11 protein-coding genes are annotated in these 14,438 nt (G+C 46.7%); 3 read left to right on the forward strand and 8 right to left on the reverse strand.

Annotation, left to right across the window (positions count from 1 at the left end; translation table 11 throughout):
* Positions 1-481 precede the first annotated feature (481 nt).
* Positions 482-1,594: a fimbrial protein gene (locus BMZ28_RS11695; RefSeq protein WP_074823394.1), complete on the forward strand. Its 1,113-nt coding sequence runs from the start codon at positions 482-484 to the stop codon at positions 1,592-1,594.
* A 130-nt stretch (positions 1,595-1,724) separates the two neighbouring features.
* Here BMZ28_RS11695 and guaA read toward each other — a convergent pair whose 3' ends face one another.
* Both guaA and guaB read right to left on the reverse strand, forming a co-directional pair.
* Complete coding sequence (guaA, locus tag BMZ28_RS11700; RefSeq protein ID WP_047781697.1) at positions 1,725-3,302, reverse strand: glutamine-hydrolyzing GMP synthase; 1,578 nt, start codon at positions 3,300-3,302, stop codon at positions 1,725-1,727.
* 158 nt (positions 3,303-3,460) lie between these two features.
* Positions 3,461-4,930: an IMP dehydrogenase gene (gene guaB / locus BMZ28_RS11705; RefSeq protein ID WP_074823397.1), complete on the reverse strand. Its 1,470-nt coding sequence runs from the start codon at positions 4,928-4,930 to the stop codon at positions 3,461-3,463.
* 171 nt (positions 4,931-5,101) lie between these two features.
* Here guaB and xseA point away from each other — a divergent pair, with 171 nt between their 5' ends.
* On the forward strand, positions 5,102-6,457 hold the full coding sequence (gene xseA / locus BMZ28_RS11710; protein WP_074823400.1) for an exodeoxyribonuclease VII large subunit: 1,356 nt from the start codon (positions 5,102-5,104) through the stop codon (positions 6,455-6,457).
* A 23-nt stretch (positions 6,458-6,480) separates the two neighbouring features.
* On the opposite strand, the gene BMZ28_RS11715 is transcribed toward xseA, so the two are convergent.
* The 3 genes from BMZ28_RS11715 to BMZ28_RS11725 are packed head-to-tail and all read right to left on the reverse strand — an operon-like array spanning position 6,481 to position 8,480.
* Entirely contained in the window at positions 6,481-7,287 is an 807-nt protein-coding gene (locus BMZ28_RS11715) for an aminoglycoside phosphotransferase family protein (protein ID WP_083399684.1), read from the reverse strand.
* Positions 7,284-7,511 carry a zinc ribbon domain-containing protein gene (locus tag BMZ28_RS11720; RefSeq protein WP_047781701.1) on the reverse strand — a complete coding sequence of 76 codons (228 nt, stop codon included), beginning with the start codon at positions 7,509-7,511 and terminating at the stop codon, positions 7,284-7,286. The genes BMZ28_RS11715 and BMZ28_RS11720 overlap by 4 nt, the downstream gene beginning before the upstream one ends.
* Before the next feature lie 12 nt (positions 7,512-7,523).
* Positions 7,524-8,480, reverse strand: coding sequence for an AEC family transporter (locus BMZ28_RS11725; RefSeq protein WP_074823404.1), 957 nt, complete (start codon positions 8,478-8,480; stop codon positions 7,524-7,526).
* A 405-nt stretch (positions 8,481-8,885) separates the two neighbouring features.
* Between BMZ28_RS11725 and BMZ28_RS11730 the strand changes: the two genes are divergently transcribed.
* Complete coding sequence (locus tag BMZ28_RS11730) at positions 8,886-10,694, forward strand: monovalent cation:proton antiporter-2 (CPA2) family protein (RefSeq protein ID WP_074823406.1); 1,809 nt, start codon at positions 8,886-8,888, stop codon at positions 10,692-10,694.
* A 301-nt stretch (positions 10,695-10,995) separates the two neighbouring features.
* Here the strand turns inward: BMZ28_RS11730 and der are convergent, their stop codons facing one another.
* From der to BMZ28_RS11745, 3 genes are all read right to left on the reverse strand, one after another.
* Positions 10,996-12,483 (reverse strand): ribosome biogenesis GTPase Der, encoded by a 1,488-nt coding sequence (gene der, locus BMZ28_RS11735; protein WP_074823410.1) that lies wholly within the window; start codon positions 12,481-12,483, stop codon positions 10,996-10,998.
* Between the two features lie 152 nt (positions 12,484-12,635).
* On the reverse strand, positions 12,636-13,817 hold the full coding sequence (gene bamB, locus BMZ28_RS11740; protein ID WP_047781704.1) for an outer membrane protein assembly factor BamB: 1,182 nt from the start codon (positions 13,815-13,817) through the stop codon (positions 12,636-12,638).
* Between the two features lie 10 nt (positions 13,818-13,827).
* The gene (locus tag BMZ28_RS11745) at positions 13,828-14,433 is read right to left on the reverse strand and encodes a YfgM family protein (protein ID WP_047781705.1); all 606 of its coding nucleotides are present in this window, start codon (positions 14,431-14,433) and stop codon (positions 13,828-13,830) included.
* Between the last annotated feature and the right edge of the window lie 5 nt (positions 14,434-14,438).

A 14,438-nucleotide genomic window follows, 5' to 3' on the forward strand; every position in this document is an offset into this window, starting at 1 on the left:
ACGCCCCAAATGACGACTTCAATATTTCAGCCAACCTTTCATCTCCGATAAGTACCATAATTATTTATTCATCGCTAATTGAATATAGTAGCATTCAGGTTTATGATATTATCAAACATGGAACATCACTGAATACAGACATTATATTTACCTCAACGAAACGCTCTAAACAGCCAGTTTCGGCGGTGATCTTATGCTTGTTTCTTGAAATACCCTACTTGTAAATGGCAATAGCCAATTTAAAAATAATTGAAGCTTAAACATGTTGCTATTTAATTGGTTAGCAAAAGTCATGCTGGTGTCGCTACGAGTTATTGTCTGGTATCAATAACGTTTACCTTGATAACCAACTAAACTGTAAAGTGCTAAATCATATACGAATAGCCTACCGTTTAATCATGTCATGTTGGCGTATTACCTTAATCAAGCACAAAGAAAACCCAGCTAACATAAATAGCTGTTCGACTCATTAGGATAGAGTATGATTTTTTTTAAATTAATAGATAAAGCAATGGATTATATTAATCCCATAACAAAATGGAAAGCAGCATTCTGTCTGCTAATGGCAATGTATACGCCTGTAACACTGTCTGCGACCATCATTCAGAATGGACGAGGATTAGTGGGCATTCTTGATTCAAACATTTCGGCGACGCTAACAGGAACATCAAATTACTGGGCAACTCAGCCATCTAGTTACGTCCTGTTAGCCTTTTTCCAAGATGGGGCCAGCTGTAATCAGTCACTAATGATGGAAATTGACGGCGTTAAAGGAATTAAATTTAATACCGCAGGTACGCTGATGTTAGTTCCTGAAATCACCTATGTTGATAAGCGAACCTGGGGGGGGAACTCCGATACAGTGACCGGTATTTTTACTGGTTACGGTTCATCTACCAGTGATAATTTAGGTGAATATACCTCATGTATATTGCAACCCTACCAATCCTCGCCAAGTTCATCTGTTGATGTCATTATGACTCATAATGTAACCGCAACTGGCCGGATTTTGATTTATGGAACAGGTCAGCAAGTCACGTCCTCAACTGCTGGTTTGAGTTATCCTTTAAAAATGGTTATTCAAAATCCCAGAATTGCACCGGCACAATATGCAAAAAATATTTTAGTCAGTACCGGATCTTGGTCCACTGTCGTTAGCGATTTAGCATGTACCTTAACCACTCCCACATTGATTGATTTCGGTCCGCAACCTGCTAATGCCGCAGCAAACCAATTACTGGCGGCCAAAACCGTTAATTTATCCGTTGGTTGTCAACAATCACAAAATAAAATTGCAGCCACACTCTCATTAATGGCTCGTACAAATCTGGCGTATTACTCTGGTAATGACAATCAGGTCAATCTAAATAACAGCGCGGGGACTGCCGGAGCCTATGTAACAATGGATATCAATGTTAATGGCACATCCAAACCAGTCTCATTTAACCGTCAGTATATTGATATTGGTAGTATTGACAGTACGCAATCCGCAGCTAACTTTAATTATCCAGTAACCTATACACTGTATTCAAAAGGGACAGGCATGACAGGAAAAGTCAGCGGTAGTGCTGAATTGTCGATCGTCATGCGCTGAGTGAATAGCATAGAAAACATACTATTCCGTGTGACTAAACATGCCTATTTTACCAAACAAAAAACCCAGCCATCATAATGATAAAGCTGGGTTTTTTAGTCTTCCTGAGACTTAGTGGAACGCTATAAGCTTATTCCCATTCAATCGTCGCTGGCGGTTTCCCGGAAATATCATAAACCACACGAGAAATACCATTTACTTCATTGATAATGCGGTTAGATACCCGCCCCAAGAAGTCATATGGCAAATGCGCCCAGTGCGCGGTCATAAAGTCGATAGTCTCAACTGCACGCAGTGAAACCACCCAATCATATTTACGACCATCGCCCATCACGCCAACCGAACGCACAGGTAAGAACACGGTAAATGCCTGGCTCACCTTATTGTACAGATCCGCTTTATGCAGCTCTTCAATAAAGATAGCGTCAGCGCGACGCAACAGATCACAGTACTCTTTCTTCACTTCACCCAGAACACGAACGCCCAAGCCTGGGCCCGGGAATGGATGACGGAACAGCATGTCGTGAGGTAGACCCAGTTCTAAACCAATCTTACGAACTTCATCTTTGAACAGCTCTTTCAGCGGTTCTACCAGCCCCATCTTCATCTCTTCCGGTAAGCCACCGACGTTATGGTGAGACTTAATCACGTGAGCTTTACCGGTAGCCGATGCAGCAGACTCAATAACATCAGGATAGATCGTGCCCTGAGCCAGCCATTTTACGTTGGTCTGTTTAGAAGCTTCTTCATCAAAGACTTCAACGAATACTCGACCGATGGTTTTACGTTTAGCTTCTGGCTCGTCAATTCCCGCTAATGCGCTCAAGAAGCGCTGTTCAGCCGGAACATGCACAATATTCAGGCCAAAACGGTCACCAAACATTTCCATGACCTGCTCTGCTTCATTCAGACGCAGCAGGCCGTTATCCACAAATACGCAGGTTAAACGCTTGCCAATGGCACGGTGTAACAGCATCGCGGTAACGGAAGAGTCAACGCCACCAGACAGGCCAAGAATAACTTCATCCTCGCCCACTTGCTGGCGAATACGTTCAACCGCATCATCAATAATTGTCGCAGGAGTCCATAACGCCTCACAGCCACAAATATCCAGCACAAAGCGTTTTAACAGGCTTAAACCCTGATGGGTATGCGTCACTTCAGGATGGAATTGTAAACCGTAAAAGTGCTTCTCTTCGTTCGCCATAATGGCAAACGGGCAGGTATTAGTACTGGCAACGGCTTTAAAGCCGGCTGGAATCGCCGTCACTTTATCACCATGGCTCATCCACACATCAAGCTGTGGTTTACCGTCCGCAGAGAGAGCATCGCAGATATCGCGAACAAATTCGCTGTCATTGATAATATCAACTTTGGCATAACCAAATTCACGTTCGTCAGAACCCTGAACCTGACCACCAAGCTGCATTGCCATCGTCTGCATACCATAGCAAATGCCTAATACAGGAATACCTGCATTAAACACATACTCCGGAGCTCGCGGGCTACCGGCTTCAGTGGTGCTCTCCGGGCTACCGGACAGAATAATGCCTGTTGGATTGAATTCACGAATTTGCGCTTCGCTAACGTCCCACGCCCAAAGTTCACAATAAACGCCGATTTCACGTACGCGGCGGGCAATTAACTGGGTATATTGAGAACCAAAATCCAGAATCAGAATGCGGTGCTGATGAATGTTTTTTGACATGTATCGCTTTCCAAAAACGGTAATGTGAGGCCTGATAGCAGGCCGGACAAGAAGAAATTTCCCGGTATTATAGCCGTGTTGGCAGGGAGAATACGAGAGGTGAATTTTGCTAACTCACCCTCTCGTTTTACTTCATTGGGGTTCAGAATTTATCTGAATCAACCCATACGGTAGTTCGGCGACTCTTTAGTGATCGTCACATCATGTACGTGGCTTTCCTGAATACCGGCACCGGTAATACGCACAAACTCCGCTTTAGTACGCAGTTCATCAATCGTGCCACAGCCAGTCAGGCCCATACAAGAACGCAGTCCGCCCATTTGCTGATGAATAATCGCTTTCAGATAACCTTTGTAAGCTACGCGACCTTCAATACCTTCCGGTACCAGCTTATCAGCAGCATTATCCGTCTGGAAGTAACGATCTGAAGAGCCTTTGGACATCGCACCTAATGAGCCCATACCACGGTATGATTTAAATGAACGCCCTTGATACAGTTCAATCTCACCCGGAGATTCTTCAGTACCGGCTAACATTGAACCCACCATGACACAGGAAGCACCAGCAGCAATCGCTTTCGCAATATCACCGGAGAAGCGGATACCGCCGTCGGCAATAACTGGAATACCTAAGTGGCCAACGGCTTCAACCGCATCGGCAATCGCAGTAATTTGTGGCACACCAACACCGGTTACGATACGTGTGGTACAGATAGAGCCAGGACCAATACCGACTTTCACCGCGTTAACACCGGCCTGCGCCAGAGCCAATGCGCCTGCCGCCGTCGCCACGTTACCGCCAATGATTTGTAGATCAGGATAAGCTGCGCGGGTTTCACGAATACGCTGTAATACCCCTTCAGAATGACCATGGGACGAGTCGATAAGTAAAACGTCTACACCTGCTTCAACTAGCGCAGCTACACGTTCTTCGTTACCAGCACCGGCGCCTACCGCAGCACCGACGCGTAAGCGACCATGCTCATCTTTACACGCGTTAGGCTTACGCTCTGCTTTCTGGAAATCCTTAACCGTAATCATGCCGCGCAGGTGGAATTTGCTGTCAACAACCAACGCTTTCTCCACACGCTTTTCATGCATCTTTTGAAAAACCACATCGCGATCTTTAGCTTCGGTTTCATTGACCGTTACCAAACGCTCTTTTGGCGTCATCAGTCCGCTGACGGGTTGATCAAGGTCAGTTACAAAGCGCACATCACGCCCGGTAATAATACCAACCAGTTCATTATTTTTTGCCACCACCGGATAACCGGCAAATCCGTTAACCAGCGCCATTTCTTTCACTTCACGAACGGTGGTCTCAGGGCTAACGGCAATTGGATCGGTAACAATACCGCTTTCATGTCTTTTCACCCGGCGGACTTCTTCCGCTTGGCGTTCAATAGACATATTTTTATGAATAAATCCGATACCGCCTTCCTGGGCTAAAGCGATAGCCAGATTAGCTTCAGTCACGGTATCCATAGCGGCTGAAAGCATAGGAACATTCAAACGAATTGTTGAGGTCAACATCGTTGATAGTTCAGCAGTGTTAGGTAATACGGTCGAATGGGCAGGGACGAGTAGAACGTCGTCGAATGTTAGGGCTTCTTTAGCAATGCGTAGCATGGGCAATATCTCACCGGGTTAGGGGTTTAGAAACAGATAAAATATTGCCGTGGCATTATACAGAGCTATGTTGCTTGATACCACATTTTTTTCAAAAAATACTTGATTAGCCACGATAGCTATGTAGTATCGATAGATTAAGTCTTTGTTTTAGGGTTTGATCTCCATCACATGTTATTACCCTCTTCACCACCTATTTTTACCGTCAGCCGTTTAAACCAAACGGTCCGTCAGCTATTGGAAATGGAGATGGGGCAAATCTGGCTGTCTGCGGAAATATCCAACTTTTCCCAGCCTTCTTCCGGGCACTGGTATTTTACACTAAAAGACGATCGTGCTCAGGTACGCTGTGCCATGTTCCGCACCGCTAACCGTAAAACCACGTTCCAGCCACAAAACGGCCAACAGGTTTTAGTTCGCGCCTCAATCACCCTGTATGAACCGCGCGGTGACTATCAGCTGATTGCAGAAAGCATGCAGCCTGCCGGAGATGGTCTATTACAGCAAAGGTTTGAACAGCTTAAACAGCGGCTGTCTGATGAAGGCCTGTTTGAACAGAGCCGTAAACGGCCGCTCCCTTCACCGGCAACCTGCATTGGTATTATTACGTCTAAATCCGGTGCCGCGCTGCACGATATTTTGCATATCCTACAGCGACGCGATCCCTCACTACCGGTGATTATCTATCCCACCATGGTTCAGGGTGCCGATGCGACATTACAGATTGCCCGTACCATTGAGTTGGCTAACCAGCGTAATGAATGCGACGTGCTAATCGTCGGTCGAGGCGGCGGTTCGCTGGAAGACTTGTGGTGTTTTAACGAAGAACTCGTGGCACGCGCCATTGCCAACAGTAACATTCCGGTGGTTAGCGCCGTTGGCCATGAAACGGACGTCACCATTGCTGACTTTGTCGCCGACCTGAGGGCACCCACGCCTTCCGCTGCCGCAGAAATGGTGAGCCGTAATCAACTTGAATTAGTTCGACAACTACAATCCCAGCAACAGCGGCTGGAAATGGCGATGGACTACTATTTTTCTCGCTTACGCCAACGCTTGGCTCGTCAGGATAGTCGGTTACAGCAACAGCATCCTCAGCTTAGGCTCTCCCGCCAACAGACGACGCTCTTGAAGTTACAAAATCGTCTGGAAGACGGCATCCAACTGCGGCTACGCCGACATTCGCGCCAAACCGAATTGTTGCAGCAACGTCTGATGCAAACTCAGCCACAAATGCGAGTACAGCGCAGCCAGCAGCAGCTACAGCAATTTAGCTATCAGTTGCAGCAGGTGATGGAAAGGCAACTGAATCAGGCTAAACAGCGTTTCAGCGTTGGCTATTCTCAATTGGAAGCCGTTAGCCCTCTGGCAACCCTCGCGCGCGGCTATAGCGTTACCAGCACCAATGACGGTGCTACGCTGAAAAAAACCAGACAGGTAAAAGTAGGCGATAAATTAAAAACCCGCCTTAGCGATGGCTGGGTGGAAAGCAGCGTTAGCGAAATCAACAAGCTCGGAAAACAGTAGCCAGAGATGTCCCACAGCCCCCGCTATGCTTGAGTCAATTTAGCCTGAGCCAATCGGGCAACCGCTAACGGTATTTTAGGATCTTCACCATCCTCAAGAAACCAACTGGCTGACAAACCACACCAGGCAAGAATCCACATCAGTAAGCGTCTCGGCTCCAGTCTGGCATAACGACTTATCAGCGCCAAGCGCTGGTGGAATTGTTCTGCTGAAGGCTCACAGCCCAACGGGTTGCAAAAGACATTGGCATAATCAAAACCGCGTTCTCCGATTAATCCCTTGGGATCAATCGCCCGCCATCCCAACTCACCAAAATCGAGAATATTCTCATGATGAATATCCCCGTGTAGTACCACTTCCCCTTGCGGAGTTGTCAGCAGTTGATTGGCAACGCTCAGCGCATCAATCAATATTCCACCGTGTTGCTTCGCCGCAGGGGCTAATCCAGCAAACCATTGAGATAATGGCATCAATTCAGGTAACACTGCGGCTTGTGGATAGTGAAGTTCATCGATAACCGCACAAATAATTTGGCAGGCTCGATCATCATCGTCGTTCCGGGACATTTCACTAAGAGAAATCGGGTTCAGTGCCCGAAGCAACAAAATAGCCTGTCGATCATAAGCTAATACCGGAGCGGCCCCCTTACCATTCCACCACGACATCAAACCATTACCCCGAATCTCCTCCGCTGAAACAGCCACTTTCAACATGGCTGGAATAGCACCAAAACGCACCGGCATTAAATAGCTACTCTCCGTGATTCGCGGGACACCATCCGGCTTAAGCCCCCAGCCTTTTAGGTAACGCTCAAACATCACGTCGTTCAAGCTTGCTCCGTATAGCGTAATGAGATGCGCTTTTTAGAGATAAGGCCATGACCGTGCTGGCAGAAATAATCAACGGCACCACAGGCCTGCATTTTTTCTAGTGGCTTATTACAGTCCGGGCAAAGAGCAACTTGTTGGTAGGTCTTATGACATGCTTCACAATGATAAAGATTACCCTGCTGCCAAAGCAGAGCCTGGTGACAATGGGGACAATAAGCTTCCATATGACATCCTCTCTAAATCAGTCCGCTTCCTCTCAGGAACAGCAAACCGAGTGCCGTAGTAAAAAACGATCCTAACGTTGTCATCGCAATAATATTGGCGGCTAGCGTTGCATTACCGCCCATAGCACGGGTCATCACATAACTGGCGGCAGCGGTTGGCGTTGCCGACAATAAAAATATAACCCCTAATGAAACACCCCGAAAGCCAATTAGCCATCCGCCTAAAAACAGCAGCCCGGGGATGACCACAATGCGCGCAATACAGGCTAATACCGCAACGTTAGATGCCCTAAACATAGCGCGAAAATCCAGACTTGCACCGGTACACAACAACGCCAACGGTAAAGCCAGACCTGAAATATACTGCCCGGTATGTACCAACACTTCTGGTAATGAAACTGAAAACAGGGAAAAAGGTAATCCCAATAGAATACCAATAATCAGAGGGTTAGTGATAACGCCGCGCATCACGCTGAGGAAATCAGGTCGACCATTGCTCCCAGTGGATAAACTGCGCGTTAGCGTGACCACCGATAACACATTAAAAAGTATTACCGTTATCACAATATAAAATGAAGCAATAGCCACACCTTCACTACCAAAGGCCATTGAACAATAGGCAACGCCTAAAATCGCCGCATTTCCCCGAAATCCTCCCTGAACAAAAATACCTCGCTCACGTGGGTTTTTTACCAAAAATGGCGCGGCAAACTCCAGCAACAAATATGTCGCAATGGTGCTCAATGCACCATAAAGCATTAACGGGGCGTATTGCTGAAAGCTGCTATGGTTAGTGGCGATACTAAAAAACAGCAGGCAGGGTAAGGCTAGATTGAACACCAGTCGGCTGGCGGCATCGCAGAAATTATCATCGACAAGGCGAAAACCACGCATTAAGATGCCAATAATCAGCATGAGTAAATTAGGTACGGTGACGCTGAAAGCAAAACTCCATGTTTCCCACGACATTATTTACAACTACACCTTTAGACCCCAACCGTTGAATATGAATAGTATGCTGATATATCCGTAAAAGTCACGCAATCACCCGCTATCTGGTGGAATTTGACGTTTTTTTTAGTCATTCTGAATTAAGCATCAAAACGGCAAACCCGCGTGAATAAAACGCTTACCGGCACCTGTTAGCGATCCAATGAATAATTTATAAAGTTTTTCTAAAAATCGCCTGCACGAAACAGCCACATTTGAGTATAATATCCAACACAAAGTCAGTAACCATGCCCGTTATTAACCTGAGGCTGAACACTGTAACTCATCAATTTCCATCATCACGCGATAAGGAACATTACGCCATGGATAGCTATTCCCTGAAAACAGGAACTACCCTTTCAGTAACCAAAGGAAGACCTCCATATGAATGATCTTCTTCTGTTACTTGCCATTATTTTATTTGTTGCTGCTGTCACGGTTACATTATCAAAAAAGATCGGTCTGGGTTCCATTCTCGGCCTACTGATTACCGGCGTTATCATTGGCCCTTACACGCCAGGTAAGATTATTGTTAAAGAACACGTCGATAATATTCTGCACGTTTCCGAATTTGGTATTGTTTTGCTCCTGTTTATCATTGGACTGGAAATGCAGCCAAAACGGTTATGGGCCATGCGCCGCGTGGTATTCGGCTTAGGTTCGCTACAAATTTTGCTTTGCGGTGCCGGAATTGGCGCTTATTTCTATTTACTGGGTAACCCGATCAATGCTGCCGTTATTATCGGCTTAACGTTGGCCCTTTCCTCAACGGCATTTGTTATTCAGATATTACAAGAACACAATGAATTCTCCAGTGAGCACGGCAGGATTGGTTTTGCTATTCTGTTGATGCAGGATTTAGCCATCGTCCCCTTGTTGGCTTTGGTACCACTACTTTCGGATAAAATCGCCGTACTGCCTGATGACTCGCCGATGTGGATGCAGACCATCTCGGTTATCGGCGCCCTGTTAGTGGTTATCGTGTTTGGCCGCTGGGTTGTGCCGTGGATTTTGAATCGGATGGCCAGAAAAGGCTATCGCGAGAGTTTTTCACTGTTTGTGATGTTCGCCGTAGTACTGGCTTCCTATGTAATGGATCACTTCGGTTTATCCATGGCGCTGGGTGCATTTATCATGGGTATGATGCTCTCCACCTCGAAATATGGCTTCCAGATCCATGCCAGCGTAGAGTCAGCTAAAAGCCTGCTGATGAGCATCTTCTTTATCTCGGTTGGTATGTCGATCGATTTCGCCACGCTGGCTCAAACGCCGTTCCTGTTCGTCAGTAATGTTGCGGTGATCCTGCTGGTCAAAATCATTATTCTATTCCTGCTATCTATGTTGTTTGGTACCTCCAAAGAGGCTTCTACCAAAGTGGCCTTCCTGCTATGTCAGGGTGGCGAGTTCGGTTTTGTCCTGTTCGGTGTAGCTAAAGCCTTTGGCGTCATTGATGACACCATGTTTATCATGGGCATCGGCGTTATTTCGGTCAGTATGGCATTTACCCCAAGCCTCTATGCCTTTGGCTGTCGTCTAACCAGAAGAAATGTGCAGGCCGAAATTGATAATGCGCTAACGCCACAAGAGGCCGCTAATAATGCCAAAGTGGTGGTGGCAGGCTACGGAGATACCGGTCATGTATTAGCGCAAATGCTGCTGGATTCATCTATCCCGCATATCGTGATTGATAAAAATCCGGAAGTAGTGAAAAAAGCGCAGAAAGAGAATATTCCAGCCTACTTTGGCGATATTACCGATCCTAAGCTGCTAAACGTCATTGGCGTGGAACAGGCGCAAATGGTGATTGTATCTATCGACCATAACGCCAGCGCGCTAAAAGCAGTATCTACCCTGCGCTCTCTTTATCCAATGCTGAAGATACTGGCTCGGGTACTGGATAGGGATCTCAAAGATAAACTGCTGGAAGCCGGTGCTAACTGGGTTGTGGTTGAAACCCTGGAAAGCAGCCTGCATATCGGTGCGGAAGCCCTGAAAGTTCTTGGCGTAGCGGATGAGGAAGTGTCTGAACTGGTCGATTCTCTACGTAAAGATGAGATGATGACAATAACCGAAGAAACCGACACCGAGTCAGAACTGACGGATGATCCGATTCAAACCGATACGGATTTTGAATTATCGCCGACTGATACTGACAACAACCTCACGCCACATCATCGGCCTGAAGCCAGTTAATCGGTAACATTGAAATTAAGTCAGTAATTAAAAAAGGCGCCATTGGCGCCTTTTAACTAACTGATTCTTTTAAATTAACTTCAATGGACATTCCGGCTGTAAAAACAATGCACGAATATCACTATTGTGCTTAGCCGGCAGACCATTAGTACTCAGCTATAGAGAGCGACAGGCCTACATTTCCTACGGGCACTCCGGCAGCTTTCGCTGCTACGACCCCCACGGAAATCTCTCCTGTCGTTTGACTATTTATATTTCTGTTATCAATCTAGCTAAAAATATTTTTTTACTCTCTTAAACCTTATTTACCACGACTCTTAATATGCTGCATCAAACGACGGCGTTTACGCTGTTGGGTGGCTGTTAGCTTATTACGGCGTCCGGCAAACGGGTTATCACCCTCTTTAAACTGGATACGAATTGGCGTGCCCATCACTTCCAGCGAACGGCGGAAGTAGTTCATCAAATAGCGTTTATAGGAATCCGGCAGATCTTTCACCTGATTACCATGAATCACCACAATTGGTGGGTTATAACCACCGGCGTGAGCATATTTCAGCTTCACACGACGTCCGCCCACTAGAGGTGGCTGATGGTCATCCTGAGCCATTTGCATAATACGCGTAAGTAAGGAGGTACTCACTCGGCGTGTTGCACAGCGATAAGCTTCCTGCACCGATTCAAACAGATTACCCACGCCGCTACCGTGTAGGGCAGAGATAAAATGAACCCGGGCGAAATCAACAAAGCCAAGACGCAGATCCAAGACTTCTTTTACCTGTTCTTTAACTTCTTGTGACAAACCATCCCACTTATTGACCGCAATCACCAACGAACGACCACTATTGATAATAAAGCCCAACAGGGACAGGTCCTGATCGGAAATGCCTTCACGCGCATCAATAACCAGTAAAACAACGTTGGCATCTTCAATCGCCTTCAGGGTTTTAATCACGGAAAACTTCTCAACGGTTTCCGTGACCTTCGCCCGCTTACGCACCCCGGCAGTATCGATAAGTATGTACTCACGCTCATCACGCACCATCGGAATATAGATACTATCGCGAGTAGTACCCGGCATATCGTATACAACGACTCGCTCTTCACCCAGAATCCGGTTGGTCAGCGTTGATTTACCCACGTTTGGTCGACCAACAATTGCCAGTTTGATTGGCAGGTTTTCCAAATAAGAGGAATCTGACTCCTCTTCTTGCCCTTCTTCATCAAACTCTTCATCCCAAACGTCATCACCGATATCGGCAAACTCAGGGTCTTCATCTTCAGCAGGGACGACTTCCTCAACGCTTGGGCCTAATACCTGCTCAATCAGTGAAGTTACGCCTCGGCCATGAGAAGCGGCAATCGGATAAATCTCACCTAAACCCAATGCATAGAAATCGCCTACTGCGCTATCAGGATCCAGACCATCTGTTTTATTGGCGACCAAAAATGTGGCTTTTTCACGCATACGCAGATGCTGAGCAATCCCCTGATCCGCCGGCATTAATCCAGCACGGGCATCAACCATAAACAGAACAACATCCGCCTCTTCTATCGCCAGCAAGGATTGTTCTGCCATATGGGTTTCAACCCCATCCTCGGTGCCATCAATACCACCGGTATCAATAACGATAAACTCATGTCCGGCAGCCTCAGCCTTACCGTATTTACGGTCGCGGGTTAAGCCTGGGAAATCAGCGACCAATGCATCACGAGTACGCGTTAAGCGGTTAAATAGCGTGGACTTACCCACGTTGGGACGCCCGACCAGCGCGATAACAGGGATCATGATTAAAGCCTCTTTCTTTATAACTCTATGATTCTTAGCTAATAACTTTAAATTCGCCATTAGCTTTATATAAGACGAAACGGCCCCTGATGTCAGGAGCCGTTTGCTACGGGCATGATATAAACTGTCTCATGCCGATCGATAAATAATACTCAGCGGCTAAATGAGTAAACGTCACCACCGCGAGCCTGAATCACTAACCGATCGCCGGCAGCAAGTGGCGCGGAGAGGAAACCGTCACTATCAACTTTATTCTGAGCCACAAACTGTCCGTTATTGCTGTCCATCCAGTGTAAGTAACCTTCTGAATCACCAACCACAACATAACCGTTAAACAGCGCAGCAGGAGTAAGTCCACGGTGCAGTAAATCATTCTGCTTCCACAGAATAGTTCCGCCGTTCAAGCTCAGGGCAGCAACACGGTCATCTTGATCGACCAGATAAACCCGATCGCCCTCGATAACAAAATCATTCACTGAACCCATCTCTCTCTGCCACATCAGTTGGCCTGAGCGCAGATCCAGAGCAACAAAGCTACCGTTATAACTCTGAGCATAAACCGCATTGCCGACAATAACCGGAGAACTATCAACATCGGCTAAACGGTCAATTTCCGTTGCACCACTTGGCTGAGAAATACTTTGTTGCCAAATCAGTTGCCCTTGTTCCAACAGTACCGCATTCACTCGGCCATTGTCGCCACCAACCAGTGCTGCGCCATGAGCGACAGCCGGAGAAGACTCACCGCGTAAAGAAAGCAGTGGCATACCCAAGTTAGCCGTCCACTTGATGCTACCATCAGCTTCATTCAGCGCCTGCAACAAACCGTTAGTGGTATGAATTAATACCACGCCATTGCTAACTACCGGACGGGACATCGCTTCCCCACCGACGATCGTTCTCCATGCAACAGCACCATCTTCGCTATTCAGAGAATATACAACCGCATTTTCGCTACCAATAAACAGGTGGCCATTCGCTGCCGTGACCCCGCCGGATAACATCGGAGACTTGGACGAAGAGAAAAAGCCGGTTTTATCGGTCAAATCTGTCTTCCAAATCTGCTTGCCGCTATCGGCATCCATAGCTTTAACCACGCCATCGCGCGCAGCCGCATAAATACGACCGTCTTGCCATGTTGGACGCAAATGAGAATAGTATTCGCCAATACCATTACCGACAGAGGAACTCCACATTTTCTTCGGAGAGAATTGATTTTCCACTTTTGGTAATGGAGACATTTTTACTGCATCATCATCGCCACCAAACAGTGAACAACCACTCAGCATGGTTACAGACAGCAATCCTACGCAAAAAATTCTACGTAACTTCATTCACATCCCCTTACGCGGCCAGATTGTTCAGTTTAATACGCAGCAGTTCTTTCAGTACCGGCGAAGGATTAGATTCTAATGCTTGGCTATACGCCTCACGAGCAGTTTTCTCATCACCTTTTTCGACTAAAACATCACCACGAATTGCCTGAGCCTGTGCAAACCATCCACCTTTTTGTACGGTGCCCAGCGTTTTCAGTGCATCGTCAAACTGCTTATCCTGCAGTTGAATACGCGCTAAACGCAGATTGATGGCTGACAATAAATTATCGTCTTTAGTATGACCTTGTGCCCACAGCAATTGTTGCTTGGCTTTGGCAAAATCACCTTTATCAACCAAATCCTGAACCAGTTTCATGGCGGCAAAAACACCATAGGTGTTATCATTTGCCTGAATAAATGACTCCAGATTGGCAATATTATCACTGTGCAACATCGCCTGATCGAAAGAGATCGAGGCCGTGGTTAAGCTTTGATGCTGATGAGATTGCCAGTAACGCCATCCCAACAGACCACCGATACCCAAAACGACACCAACAACGATCGCTTTTCCGTTTTCACGGAAGAAGTTGCGTACCGCATCTAGCTGTTCATCTTCATTGTTATAGATTTCCACGGTGT

Source organism: Pragia fontium DSM 5563 = ATCC 49100, assembly GCF_900112475.1.
Classification (GTDB): Bacteria; Pseudomonadota; Gammaproteobacteria; order Enterobacterales; family Enterobacteriaceae; genus Pragia; species Pragia fontium.

Coding starts and splice junctions, on each gene's coding strand:
- bamB (WP_047781704.1), bottom strand. CDS start 13,817: ATGAAGTTACGTAGAATTTTTTGCGTAGGATTGCTGTCTGTAACCATG.
- der (WP_074823410.1), bottom strand. CDS start 12,483: ATGATCCCTGTTATCGCGCTGGTCGGGCGTCCCAACGTGGGTAAGTCC.
- BMZ28_RS11720 (WP_047781701.1), bottom strand. CDS start 7,511: ATGGAAGCTTATTGTCCCCATTGTCACCAGGCTCTGCTTTGGCAGCAG.
- BMZ28_RS11695 (WP_074823394.1), top strand. CDS start 482: ATGATTTTTTTTAAATTAATAGATAAAGCAATGGATTATATTAATCCC.
- xseA (WP_074823400.1), top strand. CDS start 5,102: ATGTTATTACCCTCTTCACCACCTATTTTTACCGTCAGCCGTTTAAAC.
- guaB (WP_074823397.1), bottom strand. CDS start 4,930: ATGCTACGCATTGCTAAAGAAGCCCTAACATTCGACGACGTTCTACTC.
- BMZ28_RS11730 (WP_074823406.1), top strand. CDS start 8,886: ATGAATGATCTTCTTCTGTTACTTGCCATTATTTTATTTGTTGCTGCT.
- BMZ28_RS11725 (WP_074823404.1), bottom strand. CDS start 8,480: ATGTCGTGGGAAACATGGAGTTTTGCTTTCAGCGTCACCGTACCTAAT.
- guaA (WP_047781697.1), bottom strand. CDS start 3,302: ATGTCAAAAAACATTCATCAGCACCGCATTCTGATTCTGGATTTTGGT.